Origin of the sequence: Streptomyces sp. NPDC049687, from assembly GCF_044465285.1 — a bacterium.
Lineage (GTDB): Bacteria > Actinomycetota > Actinomycetes > Streptomycetales > Streptomycetaceae > Streptomyces.
On sequence record NZ_JBITLN010000006.1, the window covers coordinates 293,072 to 313,895 of the forward strand.

At 73.7% G+C, this 20,824-nt stretch carries 7 protein-coding genes and 3 pseudogenes; 9 read left to right on the plus strand and 1 reads right to left on the minus strand.

Annotation, left to right across the window (positions count from 1 at the left end):
• Positions 1-82 precede the first annotated feature (82 nt).
• The 4 genes and pseudogenes from ACIBVL_RS20830 (at position 83) to ACIBVL_RS20845 (ending at position 4,292) form a co-directional block, all read left to right on the plus strand.
• Entirely contained in the window at positions 83-1,417 is a 1,335-nt protein-coding gene (locus ACIBVL_RS20830; protein ID WP_399098690.1) for a salicylate synthase, read from the plus strand.
• Positions 1,408-2,760, plus strand: a complete 1,353-nt coding sequence (gene entS, locus ACIBVL_RS20835; protein ID WP_399098691.1) for an enterobactin transporter EntS — start codon at positions 1,408-1,410, stop codon at positions 2,758-2,760. The genes ACIBVL_RS20830 and entS overlap by 10 nt, the downstream gene beginning before the upstream one ends.
• Positions 2,761-2,866: 106 nt before the next feature.
• Positions 2,867-3,241: pseudogene (locus ACIBVL_RS20840) on the plus strand (alpha/beta fold hydrolase); the annotation flags it as partial.
• Between the two features lie 265 nt (positions 3,242-3,506).
• Positions 3,507-4,292 (plus strand): TSUP family transporter, encoded by a 786-nt coding sequence (locus ACIBVL_RS20845; protein WP_399098692.1) that lies wholly within the window; start codon positions 3,507-3,509, stop codon positions 4,290-4,292.
• 214 nt (positions 4,293-4,506) lie between these two features.
• Here the strand turns inward: ACIBVL_RS20845 and ACIBVL_RS20850 are convergent.
• Positions 4,507-4,713, minus strand: a pseudogene (locus tag ACIBVL_RS20850) (transposase family protein); the annotation flags it as partial.
• A 76-nt stretch (positions 4,714-4,789) separates the two neighbouring features.
• On the opposite strand from ACIBVL_RS20850, the pseudogene panD reads away from it, so the two are divergent.
• From panD to ACIBVL_RS20875, 5 genes and pseudogenes are all read left to right on the plus strand, one after another.
• Positions 4,790-5,023: pseudogene (gene panD, locus ACIBVL_RS20855) on the plus strand (aspartate 1-decarboxylase); the annotation flags it as partial.
• A 54-nt stretch (positions 5,024-5,077) separates the two neighbouring features.
• Positions 5,078-5,296 (plus strand): MbtH family protein, encoded by a 219-nt coding sequence (locus ACIBVL_RS20860; RefSeq protein WP_399098694.1) that lies wholly within the window; start codon positions 5,078-5,080, stop codon positions 5,294-5,296.
• Positions 5,296-8,496 (plus strand): amino acid adenylation domain-containing protein, encoded by a 3,201-nt coding sequence (locus ACIBVL_RS20865; RefSeq protein ID WP_399098695.1) that lies wholly within the window; start codon positions 5,296-5,298, stop codon positions 8,494-8,496. The genes ACIBVL_RS20860 and ACIBVL_RS20865 overlap by 1 nt, the downstream gene beginning before the upstream one ends.
• Positions 8,493-13,019, plus strand: a complete 4,527-nt coding sequence (locus tag ACIBVL_RS20870) for an amino acid adenylation domain-containing protein (RefSeq protein WP_399098696.1) — start codon at positions 8,493-8,495, stop codon at positions 13,017-13,019. The genes ACIBVL_RS20865 and ACIBVL_RS20870 overlap by 4 nt, the downstream gene beginning before the upstream one ends.
• Positions 13,016-20,815, plus strand: coding sequence for an amino acid adenylation domain-containing protein (locus ACIBVL_RS20875; RefSeq protein WP_399098697.1), 7,800 nt, complete (start codon positions 13,016-13,018; stop codon positions 20,813-20,815). Before ACIBVL_RS20870 ends, ACIBVL_RS20875 begins: the two co-directional genes overlap by 4 nt.
• Positions 20,816-20,824 lie beyond the last annotated feature (9 nt).

Below are 20,824 nucleotides of genomic sequence, written 5' to 3' on the forward strand. Positions count from 1 at the left end.
GTGATCTGGACGCGCCTCCGATCCGGAGGCTAGGGTCTTCGTGAATTAGGTTAGGTTAACCTAAGTTCAGGGAGGTAGGTCCTTGCTGCGGTATCGGAGCGCGGAGGCGGAACTTCCAGGAGAGCCCGTCGAGTTGGCGGCGGGGCTGGCCGAGTCGGGCCTGTTCGACCGATACGTCGTCTATGAACGCGAGGGCGACTTCTGGTTCGCCGGAGGGGCGCTCGCGGAGGTCGTCGTCACACGATCCGAGATCCGCTGCAGCCGCCTCGGCGAAGAGGACGCGGCCCCACTCGAACCGCACCCGCTGGGCCAGGTCCGGGAACGGCTTGCCCGGGTGGACGTCGAGGACTGGCGCGCCTACGGCTGGATGGCCTTCGAGCTCTCCCATCTGCACGCCGGCCGGCCCGACCGGGCGGGCGACGGCGAACTGCTCCATCTCCTCGTGCCGCACAGCGAAGTGAGGCTCCGTCAGGACGGGACCGCTCTGGTGCGCAGCGCGGACCAGGAGACCCTGGAGGTGCTGCTCGCCCTGCTCCGGAACCCCGTCGTGCGGCCCGCCCCCGTGCCCCGGCCGATCGAGGTGACCGACACCGAGGGCCGCTACGCGGAACTGGTCGCCCGGGCGATCGAGGAGATCCGGACCACCGGTCTGCAGAAGGTGATCCTCTCCCGGACCGTCCCGGTGCCCTTCGGGGTCGACTTCCCGGGCACCTATGTGTACGGCCGCACCCACAACTCACCCGCCCGCTCCTTCCTGCTGAACCTCGGCGGGCGCCGGGTCGTCGGCTTCAGCCCCGAGACCGTGGCCGAGGTCGGCGCCGACGGGGAGGTGGTCACCCAGCCCCTGGCGGGCACCCGCGCCCGTGGCCTCGGCGAGCAGGAGGACGAGCGGCTGCGCGCCGAACTCCTCTCCGACCCCAAGGAGATCTCCGAGCACGTGCTCTCCGTGAAGCTGGCCGAGGAGGAACTCGCCACCGTGTGCCGACCGGGCACGGTCTCGGTGCGCGACCTGATGAGCATCCGGCGGCGCGGCAGCGTCCAGCACCTCGGATCCAGCGTGCACGGCCGGCTCGCCGACCAGGCGAATGCCTGGGACGTCCTGCGGGCCGTGTTCCCGGCCGTCACGGCCTCCGGCATCCCCAAGGCCCCGGCCTTCGACTGCATCGCACGGCTGGAGGAGGGGCGGCGCGGCATCTACAGCGGGGCCGTCCTGATGGCCGGCAGCGACGGCGGCCTCGACGCGGCACTGGTGCTGCGCAGCCTGTTCGAGGAGGACGGCCGCACCTGGCTGCGGGCCGGGGCCGGCATCCTCGCGGGGTCGACGCCGGAACGCGAACTGGAGGAGACCTGCGAGAAGTTGCGCAGCGTCGCGCCGTACGTCGTGCCCGCGCCGGGGCAGGAGCCGGCGTGCGCTTAGGGGAACTCGTCGTCGACGTCGGACCGTTGCGGGAGAGCAGGAACTTCCGGCTGGTGTTCGCCACCCAGGCGATCTCCATGCTCGGCACCCATCTGACCTCCGTCGCCGCAAGCCTGCAGATCTACGACCTGACCGGCTCCTCGGTCCAAGTCGGCCTGATGAGTCTGGTGTTGGGCCTGTCCCTGCTGGTCGGCCTGGTGGCCGGAGGCCTCCTCGCCGACCGGACGGACCGGCGCCGGGTGATCCTGGTGACCCGGGCGATCACCACCCTGGGCATCGCGGGCCTCGCCGTGAACGCGGCCCTGCCCCACCCGCAGGTGTGGTTCGTCTACGCCGCCGCCGTCCTCGCGGGTGGCGTCAGCGGCCTGGGCGCACCGGCCATGATGGCGGTCACCCCGTCCCTGGTCGTCCCCGGACAGCTCGCCGCGGCCGGGGCGTTGACCACGCTGACCGCCCAACTCGGCGGCATGATCGGCCCGTCGCTCGCCGGAGTGATCGCCGCCGGCCCGGGCATCGCCCTGTGCTTCGCGATCGACGCGGCCGTGTACGTCGTGGGCCTCGCGCTGCTCGCCCCGCTGCCGCCGCTGCCCCCGGACGGCCCGGCCGAGGCGCAGCACCCCCTGAAGGCGATGCGGGAGGGACTGCGCTTCCTGCGTGGCAACCAGGTCGTGGCCGGGCTGCTGCTCATCGACGTGTGCGCGGTGGTGTTGGCGATGCCGTACGCGCTCTTCCCCGAACTGGGCACCGAACACTTCGGCGGCGGCCCGTCCACCGTCGGCCTCCTCTACACCGCCCCCGCGGTCGGCTCCTTCTTCGGGGCGCTCACCAGCGGCTGGACGGGCCGGGTGCACCACACCGGGCGAGCGCTGATCGGCTCGGTCGCGGTGTGGGGCGTGGCCGTCACCGGCTTCGGACTGAGCCCCGACCTGTGGCTCGCGCTCGTCTTCCTGGCCCTGGCCGGCCTCGGCGACACCGCCTCGGAGATCCTGCGCCGGGCCCTGCTGCTGCACGTCACACCGGACCACCTCCAGGGGCGGGTCGGCAGCCTCTGGCTCGCCCAGGCCACCGCCGGGCCCTCCGTCGGCAACGTCGAGACGGGCCTGGTCGCCCGCGCCCTCGGCTCCTCCACCGGCGCGGTCGCCCTCGGCGGCCTCGTCTGCCTGGCGGGCGTGGCGACCCTCACGGTGGCGATGCCGGGACTGCGGCGGGCGACGCTGCACGGACCGGGAGCCGCGGGACCGCCCGCGGGCGAGGGGGCCGAGGCGCCCACGGACCGGCAGGGCGGGAGCCCGGCGGCAGTGCCTGCGGACGAGCGGGCCGGAACGGCTGACGCGGGCGACTGACGGCCGGGGGGAGGGGCGGTGCCGGCCGCGTCCGGTGACGGGGCGAGGGCGGCGGGGACCGCCGTGTCGGACAGCAGGAGGAGAGGGACAGGGAGGCCGGGGCGGTATGCCGAGTGTGCGGGTCAACGGAGTCCGGCTGCACTACGAGGTCGACGGTGACGAGAGCGGTGACCCCGTGGTGCTGGTCATGGGCCGCGGCGCGAGCCTGCGGGCCTGGCATCTGCACCAGGTGCCCGCCCTCACCGCCGCCGGACACCGCGTCGTCACCTTCGACAACCGGGGCATCCCGCCCAGCGAGGAGTGCGCCGAGGGCTTCACCGTCGACGACCTGGTCGCCGACACCGCCGGGCTCGTGGAGCACCTCGGCCTGGCCCCCTGCCGGTTCGTCGGCACGTCCATGGGGGCGTACGTCGTCCAGGAACTGATGCTGGCCCGGCCCGAGTTGGTCCTCCAGGGCGTCCTCATGGCCACCCGGGGCCGTCGTCGGCTGGTCCTGGGCCGACCCGATGGCCGGCCTCGCCATTGCCGCCATCGCCATCAAGGAAGGCCGCGACGCCGGCAGGGCAAAGGCTGCTGTACGCCCGCTGCGGCGAGCAGCGCGGCGCTGGAGGCCGCCGCGGACGAAGACGGGTGCGGCTGCCGTCCTGGATGCTCCTGCTGCTCGTGAACATCACGTTGCCAACTCGTCGTCGGCTCGCTCGCCCCGCTGATACTGGCCGGGCAGCGGCGGGAGGGCGGGCAGCAGGGTGGAGTGGACGGTGTGGGCGGGACTGGCCGCGGGGCTGCTGATCGCGGTGGTGACCGCGCCAGTCGGGGTGTCAGGAGCGGTGTTCCTCCTTCCGGTCCACCTGAGCGTCTTCGGTGTGCCGAGTCCGGCGATCACGCCGACGAATCTGCTGTTCAATGTGGTGGCCGGGCCGGGCGCCCTGTGGCGGTACCGCCGCGACGGCGCTCTGCGCGGCGGCCTGGCCCGGCGTCTGGTCGTCGGCACCCTGCCCGGCGTCGTCCTCGGAGCCGCGATCCGCGTCTTGGCTCTCCCCGGCCCCGGCGTCTTCCGGCTCCTGATCGCCATCCTGCTGCTGCCGCTCGGCTTGTGGCTGTGTGTCCGTACTCTCGCTCCGGCCCGCCACCGGCCGGACGCCGCGACAGAACCGTCCACGGCCGCGCTCACCGCCCTGGCTCTCGGGGTGGGTGTGATCGGCGGCATCTACGGCATCGGCGGCGGATCCCTCCTCGGGCCGGTCCTCGCCGCCCGCGGCCTGCCCATGACCAGGGTGGCGCCGGCCGCCCTGGCGGCCACGTTCGCGACCTCCGTCGTCGGTGCCACCGCGTATGCGGTCCTGTCCCTGCTCAGCTCCGGGGACGTCGCTCCCGACTGGTGGCTGGGGCTGGCCTGCGGGGTGGGCGGCCTGGTCGGCGGCTACCTCGGGGCCCGGCTTCAGCCCCGCCTGCCCGAGACCGTGCTGCGGCTCCTGCTCGGCATTCTCGCCACCGCCGTCGGCGGGATGTACGCGCTCCAGGCCCTGACGTGAGCCCGTCCGGGCTCGAGCGCGCCGCCTGTCACATAGCGGCCGCCGTTCCGGCACTACGAGGAAGCCGTCCACGAGACATCCTTCGCCCGCTGATCCTTGCGCGGCGCCGAGGCGAAGACGTCAGCCACGAAGAACGCCGACTTCGCCCGAGAACGGTTCATTTCATGTGCATCCGCACCACCAGCATGCCCCCACACAGGACGGCGAGACAGACCTGAATGAACTGCCAGCGCTTCAGCCGTGCCGCGGCGCGCTCGACAGGGGCCCGGGTCTGGGCGAGGGCGCGGTTGACGGTGCGCTGAGTGGGAGTGAGCTCCCCGCCGGGCGGTCGTTTGAGGCTGGTGGTGACCCAGGGGCTGCCGCCCGTGTGGGCGCGACCGGCGAGGATCGGGACACCTTGTCGCTCGCAGATCCGGACGATGTGCCGGTACCAGCCCCCGTAGCGGCGAACCTCACATTAGGTTAGCCTCACCTAAGTGTCTATCCAGGGGGTACTGGTGCAGCGCACCCTGCTCAACGGAAAGATCCACCGGGCCACCGTGACCCAGGCCGATCTGCACTACGTGGGATCCCTGACGATCGATCAGGACCTCATGGAGGCCGCCGACATCGTCGAGGGCGAGGTCGTCCAGGTCGTCGACATCGACAACGGCTCCCGCCTCACCACCTACGCCATCACCGGCGGACGCGGCAGCGGAGTCATCGGCGTCAACGGCGCCGCCGCCCATCTACCTGACCAGTTCTCCGGGTCCTTCCCCCAGCCGCCCCAGGAGAGGAACTGAGCCATGGCCAATCCCTTCGACGACGAGAACGGCGTATTCCGCGTACTGGTCAACGACGAGGGCCAGTACTCCCTCTGGCCGGACTTCACCCCCGTCCCGGGCGGTTGGACCAGCGTCCACGGCCCGGACAGCAGGGCCGCCTGTCTGGAGCACATCGAGCGCCACTGGACGGACATGCGCCCGCGCAGCCTGGCCGAGGCCATGCGCGGGGCCGGCGACTGATGGCGCCCCGCCCGGTCGTGGAGGACGTCCTGCCCCTGTCGCCCACGCAGGAGGGCATGATCTTCCACGCGCTGTACGACGCCGACGCCCCCGACGTCTACACCGGCCAGATGTCCCTCCGTCTCGAAGGACCGCTGGACGCGGACCGGATGCGCACCGCCGCCGGCGCGCTGCTCGCCCGCCACGCCAACCTGCGCGCCGCCTTCCGCACGCAGCGCTCCGGCCGCCCGGTCCAGGTCGTCGCGAGCGCGGTGCGGACACCCTGGCAGGACACCGACCTGACCCCCCTGCCGCCGGACGAACGCGAGCCCGCACTGGAGCAGTTGCTCGGGCGGGACCGGTCCGAACGCTTCGACCTGGCCCGCCCGCCCCTGCTCCGGTTCCGCCTGGTCCGGCTCGCCGAGCGCGATCACCGCCTGGTGATCTCCTCCCATCACCTGCTCTGGGACGGCTGGTCCGCCCCCGTCCTGGTCCGCGAACTCTTCCGGCTGTACGCCACGCACGGCGACCTCACCGCCCTGCCCCGCGTCCGCCCCTACCGCGACTACCTGGCCTGGCTGGCCCGGCAGGACCGGGATGCCGCCCGGCAGGCATGGCAGGCGGTGCTGGCCGATCTCGACGAGCCGTCACTTCTCGTACCCCGTCCGGACGGCCGACCGGCCGGGCAGCCCGAACGCCTCGTCCTCCGCCTCACCCCACGGGACACCGCCGCACTCAACACCACCGCCCGCACCCGCGGCCTGACCGTCAGCACGGTCCTTCAGGGCCTGTGGGCGGTCCTGCTCGGCCGGCTCACCGGCCGAGAGGACGTGGTCCTGGGCGCCACCGTCTCCGGCCGCGACGCGGACGTGCCCGGCATCGACACGATGGTCGGCCTGTTCATCAACACCTTGCCCGTGCGCGTACGGCTGCGCCCCGCCGAGCCCCTCGCCGACCTGCTCGCCCGCGTCCAGACCGAGCGGTCCGCGCTCCTTGGCCACCAGCACCTCGGCCTCGCCGACATCCAGCGCGCCGCCGGGCACCCCACGCTCTTCGACACCCTGCTGGTCTTCGAGAGCTACCCCATCGACGACGACGGCATCGCCCGCGCCCTCGGCTCCGACGGCACCCTGCGCATGACCGGCGTCTCCGTCCACGACGCCACGCACTACCCATTGACCCTGACCGCGCTCCCCGGCCCGCGGCTGACCCTGACGCTCGCCCACCGGCCGTCCGCTCTCGACGGCCCGGCGGCGCAACGGATCGCGGCGCAACTCCTGAGCCTGTTGAGGGCGTTCACCGAGGATCCCTCCCGCCCCGTCTCCGCGCCGGACCTCCTGTCCGACGACGAACACCGCACGCTGCGTGAGCGTGCGAGCGGCACGGCCCGCCCCCTCCCGCACCCCACGGTGCCGGCCCTCCTCGCGGACCAGGCCGCCCGCACCCCGCAGGCCATCGCCGTACTGCACGGCGAGACCACCCTCACCTACGCCCAACTCCACTCCCGCGCCGACCGATTGGCAGCAGCCCTGGCCGAACGGGGCGCGGGCCCGGAGTCCGTGGTCGCCGTGGCCCTGCCCCGTGGCACGGACCTGGTGACCGCCCTGCTCGCGACCTGCAAGGCCGGGGCGGCCGTCCTGCCCGTCGACCCGGCCTATCCCCGCGAACGCATCGCACTGATGCTGGAGGAGGCCGCACCCCGACTCGTCGTCTGCGCACCGGCCACCGGTGAACAGTTCGGTATCGCACGGGAGCTGGTGTGCCCGCCGGACCGGACCGCCAGCACGCGCCCCGGGGCCCCACCCCTCAGGCCCGACCACCCCGCCTACGTCGTCTTCACCTCCGGCTCCACCGGCCGCCCCAAGGGCGTGGTGGGCACCCAGCGAGCCCTCGCCAACCGGCTCGCCTGGGCGCGGGAGTCGGCAGTCGGCGACGAGCCGGGAGTCCGTATCGCCAGGAGCCCCCTCAGCTTCATCGACGGACTCACCGAACTCCTCGGCGCTCTGGCCACCGGTGACGCCGTGGCCCTCGCCGACGACGACGCGACCGGCGATCCCACCGCCCTCGCCGCCCTGGCCGCCCGCACCCGGGCCACCACCCTCACCGCCGTCCCCAGCCTCTACGCCACCCTCGTCGAGTCGACCCCGCCGGGCGCCTTCGCCACCGTCCGCACCTGGATCTCCAGCGGCGAACCCCTGCCCGGCCCCCTGGCCGAGGCGATCACCCGACGGCGGCCGGGGGCCCGACTCCTCAACCTCTACGGCTGTTCGGAGGCCGCCGGCGACAGCCTCGCCCACCTGTACGACGGTGCGGAGGGCCCGGTCCCGCTGGGGCGGCCCATCGCCAACACCCGTGTCCACGTCCTGGACGCCCATCTGCGCCCGGCGCCCACGGGAGCGGTCGGTGAGCTGTACCTCGCCGGGGACGGACTGGCCCGCGGCTATCTGAACCAGCCCGGCCGCACCGCCGAACGGTTCGTCGCCGACCCCTACGGCCCGCCCGGCAGTCGCCTCTACCGCAGCGGCGACCTGGCCCGGCAGCGGGCCGACGGCACCGTGGAGTTCCTGGGCCGGGCCGACGACCAGGTCAAGATCCGGGGCTTCCGCGTCGAACCGGGCGAGATCGAGACGGCCGTACGGGCCCTGCCGGGAGTGGCGCGGGCGGCGGTGACGGCCCGCCGGGACGGTTCGGCGCCACAACGGCTGGTGGCGTACGTGGTGCCCGAACACGGCACAGTGGCGGAACCAGCCGCCCTGCGCCGTGCCCTCGCCGAGCGGCTGCCCGCCCACCTCGTCCCCTCCGCGGTCGTCGTTCTGGACGCCCTGCCCCTCACACCCAGCGGCAAGCTCGACCGCCGCGCGCTCCCGGCCCCCGACTACTCCGGGGCGAACACCTACGCGCCACCGCGCACCGAACCCGAGAAGGAGCTGTGCGCCCTCTTCGCCGAGGTGCTCGAACGGGAACGGGTCGGCGTGCACGACGACTTCTTCGAACTCGGCGGGGACAGCATCGTCACCGTCCGGCTGTCCGACCGGGCCCGACGGGCGGGGCTCACCCTCTCGCCCCGGGACGTGTTCACCCACCGCACCCCCGCCGCCCTCGCCGCGTCCCTCCCGGACGACGGCCCCGCCGCGGAGGACTTCACGGCGACCGGCGCGCCGCTGGTGTCGCTCAGCCCGTCGCAGCTCGACAACGTCAAGGCGAGGTGGAGGACCCGATGAGCAACGAGCCCGCCGGCTTGGCGGACGACGGCACCCTGGTCCAGGACGTCCTGCCGCTGTCCCCGCTGCAGCAGGGCCTGCTGTTCCACGCCCTGTTCGACGAGGGTGCCCAGGACGTCTACACCATGCAGACCCTCGTCGAGATCGAGGGCCCCCTGCGCCCCGCGCTGCTGCGCACCGCCGCCGAGGAACTCTTCGCCCGCCACGCCAACCTGCGCGGCGCCTTCCTCCACGAGGACCTGGAGGAGCCGGTCCAGGTGGTGCTCAAGGAGGTCCCCGTGCCCTGGCGCGAGGCCGTCGCCTCCGACGAGGACGAGGTGGCCCGGCTCGCGGCGGCCGACGCCACGGCCCGCTTCGACCTGACCGACCCCCCGCTCCTGCGCCTCACCCTGGTCTCCCACGGCGACAGCCGCTGGGTGCTGATCCTCACCAACCACCATCTCCTGCTCGACGGCTGGTCGATCCCGCTCCTCGTCCGCGAACTGCTCCAGTTGTACGCCGCCCGCCTCGCCCCCGGCCGGACCGCGCCTTTGCCCGGCGTCCGGCCGTACCGCGACTTCCTGGCCTGGCTCGCCTCCCGCGACCGGGACGCCGCTGCCCGCGCCTGGCGGGAGGCACTGGCCGGAGCCACCCCCACCCTGCTGTCCCCCAGGCCCGCCGGCGTGGTCCCGGTGCCACCGGAACTGCACACCGTGCGGCTGACCGAGCAACTGACGGCCGAGGTGGGCCGGCTGGCACGCACCTGTGGCGTCACCGTCAACACGCTCGTCCAGGGCCTGTGGTCCCTGCTGCTGTCCCGGCTCACCGGCCGCGACGACGTCCTCCTCGGCGCCACCGTGGCCGGCCGCCCCGCCGGACTCACCGGCGTCGAGGACATGATCGGCCTGTTCATCAACACCGTGCCGGTCCGCGCGACCGTACCGCCCGGTGAGACCGTCAGCGCCTTCCTGCGCCGACTCCAGGACCGGCAGGCCGAGTTGCTGGAACATCAGCACCTGGGGCTCACCGAGATCCAACGGCTCTCCGGGACCCGCGGGGACCTCTTCGACACTCTCGTCGTGTTCGAGAACTACCCGATCGACAGCGCGGCGGTGGCGGAGGCGGAGGCTGCCTCGGGGCTGCGGATCACCGGCGTCCAGGGCTCCGGCGCCACCCACTACCCGCTGACCCTGGCCGTCCTCACCGGACAACGCCTCGCGGTGGTGTTCGAGTTCCGGCCCGACTGCTACGAGCGGACGCAGGTGGAGGAGCTGGCCGCACGCTTCGAACGTCTCGTCCGTGCGGCGCCGGCCGACCCCGACGCCCCACTGGCCTCCCTCGACGTCCTCGCGCCGAAGGAGCGGGACGCGCTGCTCGCGGCCGGGGCGGGGGAGCGGTCGCCGGTGCCGTACGCGACGCTGCCCGAGGTACTCGAGGAACGTGCGGCGGGTACCCCGGACGCCCTCGCCGTGGTCGGCGGGGGGCGACGGCTCACCTTCGCCGACCTCACCTCCCGGGCCAATCGGCTGGCGCGGCTGCTCGTCGAGTCGGGTGCGGGGCCGGAGCGGATCGTCGCCCTCTGCCTGCCCCCGACTCCGGACGCCGTCGTCGCGCTCCTCGCCGTGCAGAAGGCCGGTGCCGCCTATCTGCCGCTGGACCCCGCCTGGCCCAGGAAGCGGACCGCCGGGATGCTGGCGGACGCCCGCCCGGTCGCGCTGCTGACCGTCACCGGGAACGACCTGCCGACCGACGTGCCCGTCGTACTCCTCGACACCCCCGCCCTCCTCGACCGTTTCCCCGACACGGACCTCACCGACGCCGACCGCCTTGCCCCGCTGCTCCCCGAGCACCCCGCCTACGTCATCTACACCTCGGGTTCCACCGGGCGCCCCAAAGCGGTCGTCGTACCGCAGCGGGCGATCGTCAACCTCTTCGCCGCCCACAACGCCGCCCTGCACACCCCCGCCACGGCGGCCACCGGCGGACGGCCCCTGCGGATCGGGCACGCCTGGCCCACCGCCTTCGACGCCTCCTGGCAGCCCATGCTGTGGATGTTCGCCGGGCACGAACTGCACCTCGTCCCCGAGGACGTCCGCCGCGATCCCGACGCGCTGCGCGGCTTCCTCGCCGCGCACCGCATCGAGTTCATCGAGCTGTCGCCGTCCCTGGTGGGGGAGTTGGTCACCCGGGAGGGCTGGCGGGCCGACCTCAAGGTGCTGGGGGTCGGCGGCGAGGCCGTGCCGCCGGACCTGTGGCGCACCCTGAGGGAGACGGACGGACTCGCCGTCCACAACCTCTACGGACCCACCGAGTGCACCGTCGACTCGGCCGACTGCGACCTCGCGCTCAGCGAACGGCCAGCGATCGGCCGGCCGGTCGCGGGAGGCCGCCTGCTCATCCTCGACGGACACCTCAACCCGGTCCCCGTCGGCGTCGAAGGCGAGCTGTACGTCGCCGGCGCCGGCCTGGCCCGGGGCTACCTCGGGCGCCCGGGCGCCACCGCGAGCCGCTTCGTCGCCGACCCCTTCGCCGGGCAACCGGGCGCCCGTATGTACCGCACGGGGGACATCGCCCGCTGGACCGAGGACGGCCTGGTCGAGTGCCTCGGCCGGGTCGACGACCAGGTGAAGATCCGCGGCTACCGGATCGAACCCGGCGAGATCGAGGCCGTGCTCCTCGACCACGCACTCGTCGAACGCGCGGCGGTCGTGGTCCGCGAAGACGCTCCGGGCGTGCGCCGCCTGGTCGCCTACGTCGTCACGGTCCCCTCGGCGCCGCCCGCCGCCGACACCGCCGAGCTGCTGCGCCGGGCCGTCTCCGCCGTCCTGCCCGACTACATGGTGCCGTCCGCGTTCGTCCCGGTCGACGGCTTCCCGCTCACCCTGAACGGCAAGCTGGACACCGCCGCCCTCCCCGTCCCCGCCCGGCCGGACGGGCCCGCCGCCCAGCCGCCCACGACCCCCACCGAACGCCAGCTCGCCGACCTGTTCGCCCGGGTGCTCGGCCTGGAGGAGGTCGGGGTCCACGACAGCTTCTTCGCGCTCGGCGGCGACAGCATCGTGTCCATGCGGCTGGCCGGCCGGGCCCGCGCGGACGGGCTCGCGCTCTCCCCCCGCGATGTCTTCGAACAGCCGACCGTGGCCGGGCTGGCACGGCGCGCCACCGCGACCGCGCCTCGTGCGGCGGACCCGGCCGCGGGGACCGGTGACATCCCGCTCACCCCCGCCCTGAGCCGCCTGGTCCACCGGGGCGGACCCTTCCGTGCCCTCAGCCAGGCCCGGTTCCTCAGGACCCCGGCCGCGATGGATCTCGACGGGCTTCGCCGCATCGTCCAGACGCTCCTGGACCGGCACGACATGCTGCGCGCCACCCTCACCCACGAGGACGGCGAGTGGCGACTGCGCGCCGCCCCCGTCGGCACGGCCCGCGCCGCCGACCGCGTACGCCGGATCGACGCCGCCCAGCTCGACCACACAGCGATCGGCACCCTCGTACCCGAGGCGTTCGACGATCTCATGACCGAACTCGACCCCGCGTCGGGGGAGCCGGCCCGGTTCCTGTGGTTCGACGCGGGGCCGGGACGTGAGGGGCGGCTGCTGGTCGTCCTGCATCACCTGGTCACCGACGCGGTTTCCTGGGGCATCCTGGTCGCCGACCTGGCCGCCGCCTGGGAGGGCGGACCGCAGCCGCCGCCGGTGACCTCCTTCAAGGAGTGGGCGCGGGCCCTGCACACCGAGGCCCGCTCGCCGAAGCGGACCGCCGAACTCGCCCTGTGGCAGCGGATCGTGGACCACCCCGAGCCGCCACTGGGAGCCGCACCGCTGGACCCCGCGAAGGACACCGTCGCCACGGTCCGCGGCCACTGGAGCGTCCTCGGCCCGGAGGTGACGGCAGCTCTGCCCGGGGAGTCGGTGCAGGACGTGCTGCTCACCGCGCTGGCCCTCGCCGTCCCCGACTGGCGTCGCGAACTCCACGGCACGCGAGCCGGCGACGACACCCGCGTCCTGATCGCCCTGGAGAGCCACGGCCGCGAGGAGCACCTTCTCCCCGGCGCCGACCTGTCCGGCACCCTCGGCTGGTTCACCAGCCTCTTCCCGGTCCGGCTCGACGCGGGCGCGCCCCCCGCGGACGACGGGGTGGCCCGGATCCGCGCCCAGCTGGCCGCACTCCCCGACAAGGGGATCGGATACGGCCTGCTGCGCCACCTCAACCCCGACACCGCCGCCTACCTCGCCGGACTGCCGGAACCGCAGATCGGGTTCACTTATCTGGGCCGGCTGACGCTGAGCGAGCGACGGGCATCCGACGCCTTCACCGGTGCGCCCGAGACAGGCGCCATGGGAAGCGGCGCCGACCCCGGGATGCCCGCCGCCCACCCCCTCGCCGTCGACGCGGGCATCACCGACGGGGAGGACCCCGCCGGACCGGTCCTCAAGGTCTGCTGGCGCTGGCCGGAACGCCTCTTCGCGGAGCCGGAGATCGAACGGCTGGCCGCCCTGTGGACCACGTCCCTGGAACTCCTGCTGAAGGGCGGTACCCCGTGACGCGGACGAGCCCGGCCGCTGATCTCGCGGCCCGCAGGCGCGAACTGCTCCGCCGCCGACTGGAGTCGGCCGGCCTGGCCGACACCCCGGCCCGCTCCGAACGCATCCCGCCCCGTCCCCCGGAGCGGGGGCCGCTGCCGCTGTCGTACGCCCAGTCCCGGATGTGGTTGCTCCAGCGCCTCGACCCGGACAGCCCTGCGTACAACGTCTGTCTGGCCATCCGGTTGCGCGGTCCGCTCGACGCACGAGCCCTGCACAGGGCCCTGCAGGGCCTGCTCGACCGGCACGAGGTGCTGCGGACCCGTTACCCGGCCGGTGACGACGGCACTCCGGAGCAGGTGATCGACGCGAGGGCCGAGGTGGTCTTCGAGAGCGTCGACCTGGCGGGATTCCCGGAAGAGAAGAGCGCCGAGTCGGCGAGGGCCGCCTCGGCGACCCCCTTCGACCTGGCCGCCGCGCACCCCCTGCGGGCCCTGCTGCTCCGGCACGCTTCGGACGACCACACGCTGGTACTGACGGTCCATCACATCGCTTGGGACGGCGGAACGTTCGACGTCCTCTCCCGCGACCTCTCCGTCCTCTACCGCGCGGCCGCCGAGGGAACGCCGCCCGAGTCGGCCCCGCTGCCCGTCCAGTACGCCGACTACGCCGTCTGGCAGCGCGCCACCTGGACCGACGAGCGGCTCGCGGCGGACCTCGACCACTGGCGGACCGCGCTCACCCCGCCGCCCCGGCCGCTCACCCTGCCGGTCGACGCCCCGCGCGCCGACCGGCCCACCGCGCACGGCGGCCGCCGCTTCCGCACCTTCGCGCCGGAGGTGACCGACCGCCTCACCACCTGTGCGCGGAACGCGGGCGCCACTCCCTTCATGGCCCTCCTCGCGGGCCTGGCCGCCCTCCTGCACCGCACCACCGGCGCCACCGACATCCCCATCGGCTCGGCCGTGATGAACCGCGACCTCGCCGGACTCGACCAGCTCGTCGGCAACTTCGGCAACACCCTCGCCCTGCGCGCCGACCTCACCGGAGACCCGGGATTCGCCGAACTCCTCGAACGGGTCCGCCGGTCGTGCACCGACGGCTACGCCCACCAGGACATGCCGTTCGACCGGCTCGTCGAGCTGCTGCGCCCGGAACGCCACCCCGGCCGCTCGGTGTACTTCGACGTCATGCTGCTCTTCCTCACCCAGGGACTCCAGGGCCCCGAACTGCCCGGCGTGAGCGCCGCATGGGAGACCGTCCACAACGACACCACCCAGTTCGACCTCTCCCTGGAGGCGTTCCTCGTCGGCGGACAGCTGCGGATCGAGGCCACCTACCGCAGCGGCCTGTTCGCCGCCGCCACCGTCGACCGTCTGCTGGGCCAACTGGAGACGCTGCTCGCCGCCGCGCTGGCCGAGCCCGAACTACCGGTCTCCGCACTGCCGTTGATGGGGGAGGACGACAAGCGACGGGTCGTCGAGGAGTGGAACGCCACAGGCCGGCCCGTTCCCACGACCACCCTGGTCGACCTGCTCGCGCCCCGCAGCCCGAACGCCCTCGCCCTCGTCGCCGAGGACGCCCCGCACGGTCTCACCCACGCCGCACTCCACGCCCGCGCCAACCGCCTCGCCCGTCTCCTGATCGCCCGGGGGGTCGGCCCCGAACGCCTCGTGGGCGTCGCCCTCGACCGTGGCACCGACCTGGTGGTCGCCCTGCTCGCGGTCCTCAAGGCGGGCGCGGCCTACGTCCCGCTGGACACCGGATACCCCGCCGAACGCCTGGCGTTCGTCCTCGAGGACGCGGCACCGCAGGTGGTGCTGACCTCCGCCGAGGCCTCCGCGCGGCTCCCCGCCGACCGGGTACCGCTGCTGTTCCTCGACGACCCGAGCAGCGCGGCCGCCCCGGACGCCGAGCTCACCGACGCCGACCGTCTGATCCCCCTCCTCCCCGAGCATCCCGCCTACGTCATCCACACCTCCGGCTCCACCGGCCGCCCCAAGGGGGTCGTCGTCCCGCACGCCGCGATCGTCAACCGGCTGCTGTGGATGCAGGAGACCTACCGACTGGCCCCGGACGACAGGGTGTTGCAGAAGACGCCGACGAGCTTCGACGTCTCCGTCTGGGAGTTCTTCTGGCCCCTCGTCAGCGGTGCCACCCTGGTCCTCGCCCGCCCCGGCGGCCACCGCGACCCCCGCCACCTCGCCGATCTCATCCGCGAACAACGCGTCACCACGGCCCACTTCGTGCCCTCCATGCTCCGGGTCTTCCTGGACGACCCCGCCGCCGCCCAGGCCCGGGGCGTCCTGCGCCGGATCGTCTGCAGCGGCGAAGCCCTGCCCACGGAACTCGCCGACCGCTGCACGCACCTGCTGCCGGGCACCGCGCTGCACAACCTCTACGGCCCCACCGAGGCCGCCGTGGACGTCACCGCCTGGCCGGCCGCCGAGGGCACCCGCTCGGCCGCCGGATCGGTGCCGATCGGCCGCCCGGTGTGGAACACCCGCACCCTCGTCCTGGACGCCCGACTGCGCCCGGTACCGCCTGGCGTCCCGGGTGAGCTGTACCTGGGCGGGGCCCAACTGGCCCGTGGCTATCTCGGCCGCCCCGCCCTGACCGCCGACCGCTTCGTCGCCGACCCCTTCGGCCCGCCCGGCGCCCGTCTCTACCGCACCGGCGACCTCGTGCGCTGGAACAGCGACGGAGCACTGGAGTTCCTCGGCCGCTTGGACGACCAGGTGAAGATCCGAGGCTTCCGCGTCGAACCGGGCGAGACGCAGGCGGCGCTGGCCGCACTGCCCGGCGTGTCCCAGGCAGCGGTGACAGTACGTCAAGACAACTCGGACGAGCCGCAGTTGATCGCGTACGCCGTACCGCGACCCGGAGCCGGCCCGGAACCCCTCCGGATGCGCGAGGACCTCGCCCGGACGCTGCCGGACCACCTCCTGCCCGCCGCCGTGGTGCTCCTGGACGAGCTGCCGCTGACTCCCAACGGCAAACTCGACCGCCGCGCCCTGCCCGCCCCCGACCTCGCCGCCCTGACCACCACGACCGGCCCGCGCAGCGACTCGGAGGCGGTACTGTGCGCGCTCTTCGCCGACCTGCTCGGTCTGCCGGCCGTCGGCGTGCACGACGCGTTCTTCGCCCTCGGCGGCCACTCTGTCCTCGCGACCCGCCTCGTCGCCCGCGTGCGCGCCGAGCTGGGCGTGGAGCTCCCGCTGCGGGCCGTGTTCGACACGCCCACGCCGGCCGGCCTCGCCCCGCTCCTGGAGACACCGGCCGTACCGGCCCACGCCACCCTGCGCCGCTACGACCGCCCCGACCGCCTCCCCCTGTCCTCCGCCCAGGCCGGACTCTGGTTCCTGCACCGCATGGCGGGCCCCGACCCCAGCTACAACATCCCCACGGCCTACCACCTCACGGGCCCCCTCGACCCGGCCGCCCTGCGGACCGCCCTCGACGACGTGGTGGCCCGCCACGAGGCCCTGCGCACGGTGTACCCGGACGTGGACGGCACCCCTCACCAGCAGGTCCTGCCCGAGGCGTCCGTCCCCTTCGCGCAGGTGTCCACCCGCCCCGAGGATCTCGACGCCAGGATGCGTGAAGGGGCCGCCCACCGCTTCGCGCTGGACACCGAGATCCCCGTACGCGCCACGCTCCACGCCCTCGCCCCCGACGAGCACGTCCTCCTGCTGCTCGTCCACCACATCGCCACCGACGGCTGGTCGGCCGGCCCGCTGCTGGCCGACCTGGAGACCGCCTACAGCGCCCGGCTCCGGGGGACGCGACCCGAGTGGCCCGCACTCCCCGTGCAGTACGCCGACTACACCCTGTGGCAGCAACGGCGAGACGAAGAGGGGGACTTGGCGTACTGGACGCGGCAACTGGCCGATCTGCCGGAGGAACTCCAGCTCCCCATCGACCGGCAGCGTCCCGCCGTCCATGACCACCGTGCGGGCGCCGTGGACTTCACCGTCGACGCCGAGACCCACCGCGCCCTGCGGGAGCTCGCCGCCGACACCGGCGGCACCGTCTTCATGGCGCTCCAGGCCGCCGTGGCCGTGCTGCTCGCGCGGCTCGGCGCCGGGGACGACATCCCGCTGGGCGCCCCCGTCGCCGGGCGCGGCGCCCCCGCCCTCGACGACCTCGTCGGCCTCTTCGTCAACACGCTCGTCCTGCGGACCGACGTATCCGGCGACCCCACCTTCCGTGCGCTGCTCGGCAGGGTCCGCGAGACCGACCTGGAGGCCTACGCCCACCAGGACCTGCCGTTCGAACGGCTGGTGGACGCGCTCGCCCCGACCCGCTCGACGGGCCGCCACCCCCTGGTCCAGGTGATGCTCGCCCACCAGCAAGCTCCCGACGAGCAACGGGAGTTCGCCGGGCTCACGCTCAGCGATCGCCGCGTAGACTTCTACACCGCGAAGACCGACCTGGCCTTCCACCTGTTCGAGAAGGCCGACACGGGCGGGATCACCGGCTCCCTCGTCCACAGCGAAGATCTCTACGACCGCGAGAGCGCGCGGGACATGACGGAACGGCTCGTCCGGCTGATCGCCGATCTCGCCCGCCACCCGGACCGCCCGATCGGCGCCGCCGACGTCCTCACCCCCCACGAACGCACCCTGCTCCTGGGCGAGTGGAACGACACCGCCCGGCCCATGCCCGTCACCACCCTCACCGCCCTGGTCGAGGAACAGCTCGCCCGCACCCCGGACCTGATCGCCGTCGAGTACGGCACCCCGGACGGCCCGTCCCTGACCTACGCGGAACTCGACGCCCGCGCCAACGCCCTCGCCCACCGCCTGCGGGAGCTCGGCGTCGGGCCCGAGCGCTGTGTGGGCATCCATCTCGAACGGTCCGTGGAGATGGTCGTGGGCCTGCTCGCCGTGCTGAAGGCGGGCGGCGCGTTCGTGCCGCTCGAACCCTCCTGGCCGGCCCGCCGGATCGCCGAGGTGTGCCGCGGCGCGGACCTCACGGCGGTGCTGAGCCGTACGCCGGAGGACCTGGACGGCCCTCCCGTGGTCGAGGTCGATCTCAGCGGCCCGACACCCGTTGCCGAGGCGCCCGAGGTCACCGTCGACCCCGAGGGCCTCGCCTACGTCATCCACACCTCCGGCTCCACCGGCGTCCCCAAGGGCGCGATGATCCGGCACCGGGCCATCGCGCACCGGCTGCTGTGGCAGCGCGTCCTGCTCGGCTTCGGCCCCCGCGACGCCGCCCTGTTCAAGGCACCCCTCGGCTTCGACATCTCCATCAACGAGATCTTCCTGCCGCTGGTCCACGGCGGCCGCGTGGTCATCGCCGAACCCGGCGGCGAGCGGGACGTCGACTACCTCCTCGACACCCTCGAACGCCACCGGGTGACCTTCACCTATCTGGTCTCGTCGATGCTCGACCTGCTGCTGGAACTCGACGGCTTCGCCGCGCGGGCCCGCTCCCTCTCACACGTGTGGTGCGGCGGCGAGGTCCTCACCCCCGAGCTGTTCGCCCGCTTCCGCGCCGCGAGCGACGCCGTCATGTACCACGGCTACGGCCCCGCCGAGGCCACCATCGGCGTCAGCCACGTCGTCTACCGCACCGGAGCCATCCGCAGCGCCGTCTCCATCGGCCGCCCCAACTCCAACACCCGCCTCCACGTCCTCGACGACCGTCTCCGGCCCACCCCCGTCGGCGTTCCCGGCGAGCTGTACGCCGGCGGCGTCTACCTGGGGCGCGGCTATGTCAACGACCCCCGCCGCACCGCCGACCACTGGGTGGCCGACCCCTTCGGCCCGCCCGGCGAGCGCCTCTACCGCACCGGCGACCTGGTCCGGTGGCGCCGCGACGGCACCCTGGAGTTCCTGGGCCGGGCCGACAACCAGGTGAAGATCCGCGGCATGCGCGTCGAGCTGGAGGAGATCGAAGCGATCCTCGAACAGCACCCGGCCGTACGGCGCGGCGTGGTCGTCGTCCGCGAGGACACCCCGGGTGTCAAACGCCTCGCCGGCTACTGCCTGGCCGCCCCGGACGCCGTGGCCGACCTGCGCGACTGGCTGCGCGGACGGCTCCCCGAGCACATGGTCCCGGCCACCCTCACCGTGCTGGACGCCTTCCCGCTGCTGCCCTCGGGCAAGGTCGACCGGGCGGGCCTGCCCGCCCCCACGACCACCACGAGCGCGGGGAACCGGCCGCCCGCGAACGAGCGTGAGCGGCTGCTGTGCAGGCTCATCGCCGACGTCCTCGGCCTGTCCGACGTCGGCGTCGACGACAACTTCTTCACCCTCGGCGGCGACAGCGTCGTCTCGATCCGCCTGGTCACCCTGGCCCGCCGGGCCGGCCTGAACCTCAGCCCCCGGCAGGTATTCCAGTCACCCACTCCCGCAGGCCTGGCCGCGCTCGCGGCCGCGCCGGAGCCGGCCGCGGTCGCCCCCACCGACGACCCGGTGGGCGAACTGGAGCTCACGCCCGTCATGCACGGCTCCTACGACGGCCTCGCCCAGGCCGTGCTGCTGGTGACCCCGCCCGGTCTCACCCTCGAAGCGCTCACCGCGGTCCTCCAGGCGGTCCTGGACCGGCACGACATGCTGCGGGCCCGGCTCACCGGGGCGCCCGGCGCAGACCTGCGGCTCGTCGTCCCCGCCGAAGGCACCGTGCGGGCCGAGGCGTTGGTCAGCTGTTCGGGGGATCTCGCCGCCGCCCTCGCGCGACTCGATCCTCGGGCGGGCCGCATGCTCCACGCCGTATGGTCACCGGAGACCCGCCGACTCCTCCTCGTAGCCCACCACTTGGTCGTCGACGGGGTGTCCTGGCGGATCCTCGGCACCGATCTCGCGGAGGCCTGGCACGCGGTCTCCTCCGGCACACCACCGCGGCTGCGCCGCACGGGCACCTCCTTCCGCCGCTGGAGCGAACTCCTCGTCCAGAACGCGCGGACACCCAAGCGCCTCGGCGAACTTCCCTGGTGGAAAGAGGCTCTGACCCGAAGCGGCCCACTCCTCGACCGCGTCTTCGACCCGACGGCCGAGCTCCGGGAGCGGACCGTCGTCCTCCCCGACGACATCACCGCACCGCTGCTGACCTCCGTGCCCGCCGCCTACGGTGCCGCCGTGCCCGACGTACTGATCACCGCGCTCGCCTTGGCGGCGACCTTGTGGCGGGGAGCAGCCGGCCCGCTGCTCGTCGGCCTGGAGGGACACGGCCGTGAGGAGCAACTCGCCGACGGGGTCGACCTGTCCACCACCGTCGGCTGGTTCACCACCGTCCACCCCGTCGCCGTCGACCCCGGCCCGCTCGATCCCGATGAGGCCCTGACCGGCGGACCGGCCGCCGGGGCCGCCCTGAAGCGCGTCAAGGAACAACTGCGCGCCGTCCCCGACCACGGTCTCGGCCACGGTCTGCTGCGCCACCTCAACCCCGACACGGCGCCAGAGCTGGAGAAACTTCCGCAACCCCAGGTCGGATTCAACTACCTGGGCCGGTTCACCGCGTCGGCCGCCGGAGAGGAACCCTGGGCGCCGGCCCCCGAGGCACCCGTGGTGCGGGTGCCGCCGGCCCCCGGACGGGCCGCGCCCTTCGGGCTGGAGATCAACGCCGTCGCCGTCCAGGACGCGGACGGCGTCCGGCTGCACGTCTCCGCGGCCTGGCCCGAGGGCTTCCTGACGTCCGCCGAGGCGGACGGGCTGCTGGAGCTCTGGGAGCGCGCCCTGCGCGGCCTCGTCCGCCACGTCCGGGCCGCCCCGGACACGCTCAGGGGCCTCACCCCGTCGGACCTTCCTCTGGTGGACCTGACACAGGAGGACATCGACGACTTCGAGAACGACCTCGACGAGTTCTGAGTGATTCCG

Excerpts from the sequence above, each read along its gene's own strand:
- ACIBVL_RS20860 (WP_399098694.1), top strand. The coding sequence starts at position 5,078 with ATGGCCAATCCCTTCGACGACGAGAACGGCGTATTCCGCGTACTGGTC.
- ACIBVL_RS20865 (WP_399098695.1), top strand. The coding sequence starts at position 5,296 with ATGGCGCCCCGCCCGGTCGTGGAGGACGTCCTGCCCCTGTCGCCCACG.
- ACIBVL_RS20870 (WP_399098696.1), top strand. The coding sequence starts at position 8,493 with ATGAGCAACGAGCCCGCCGGCTTGGCGGACGACGGCACCCTGGTCCAG.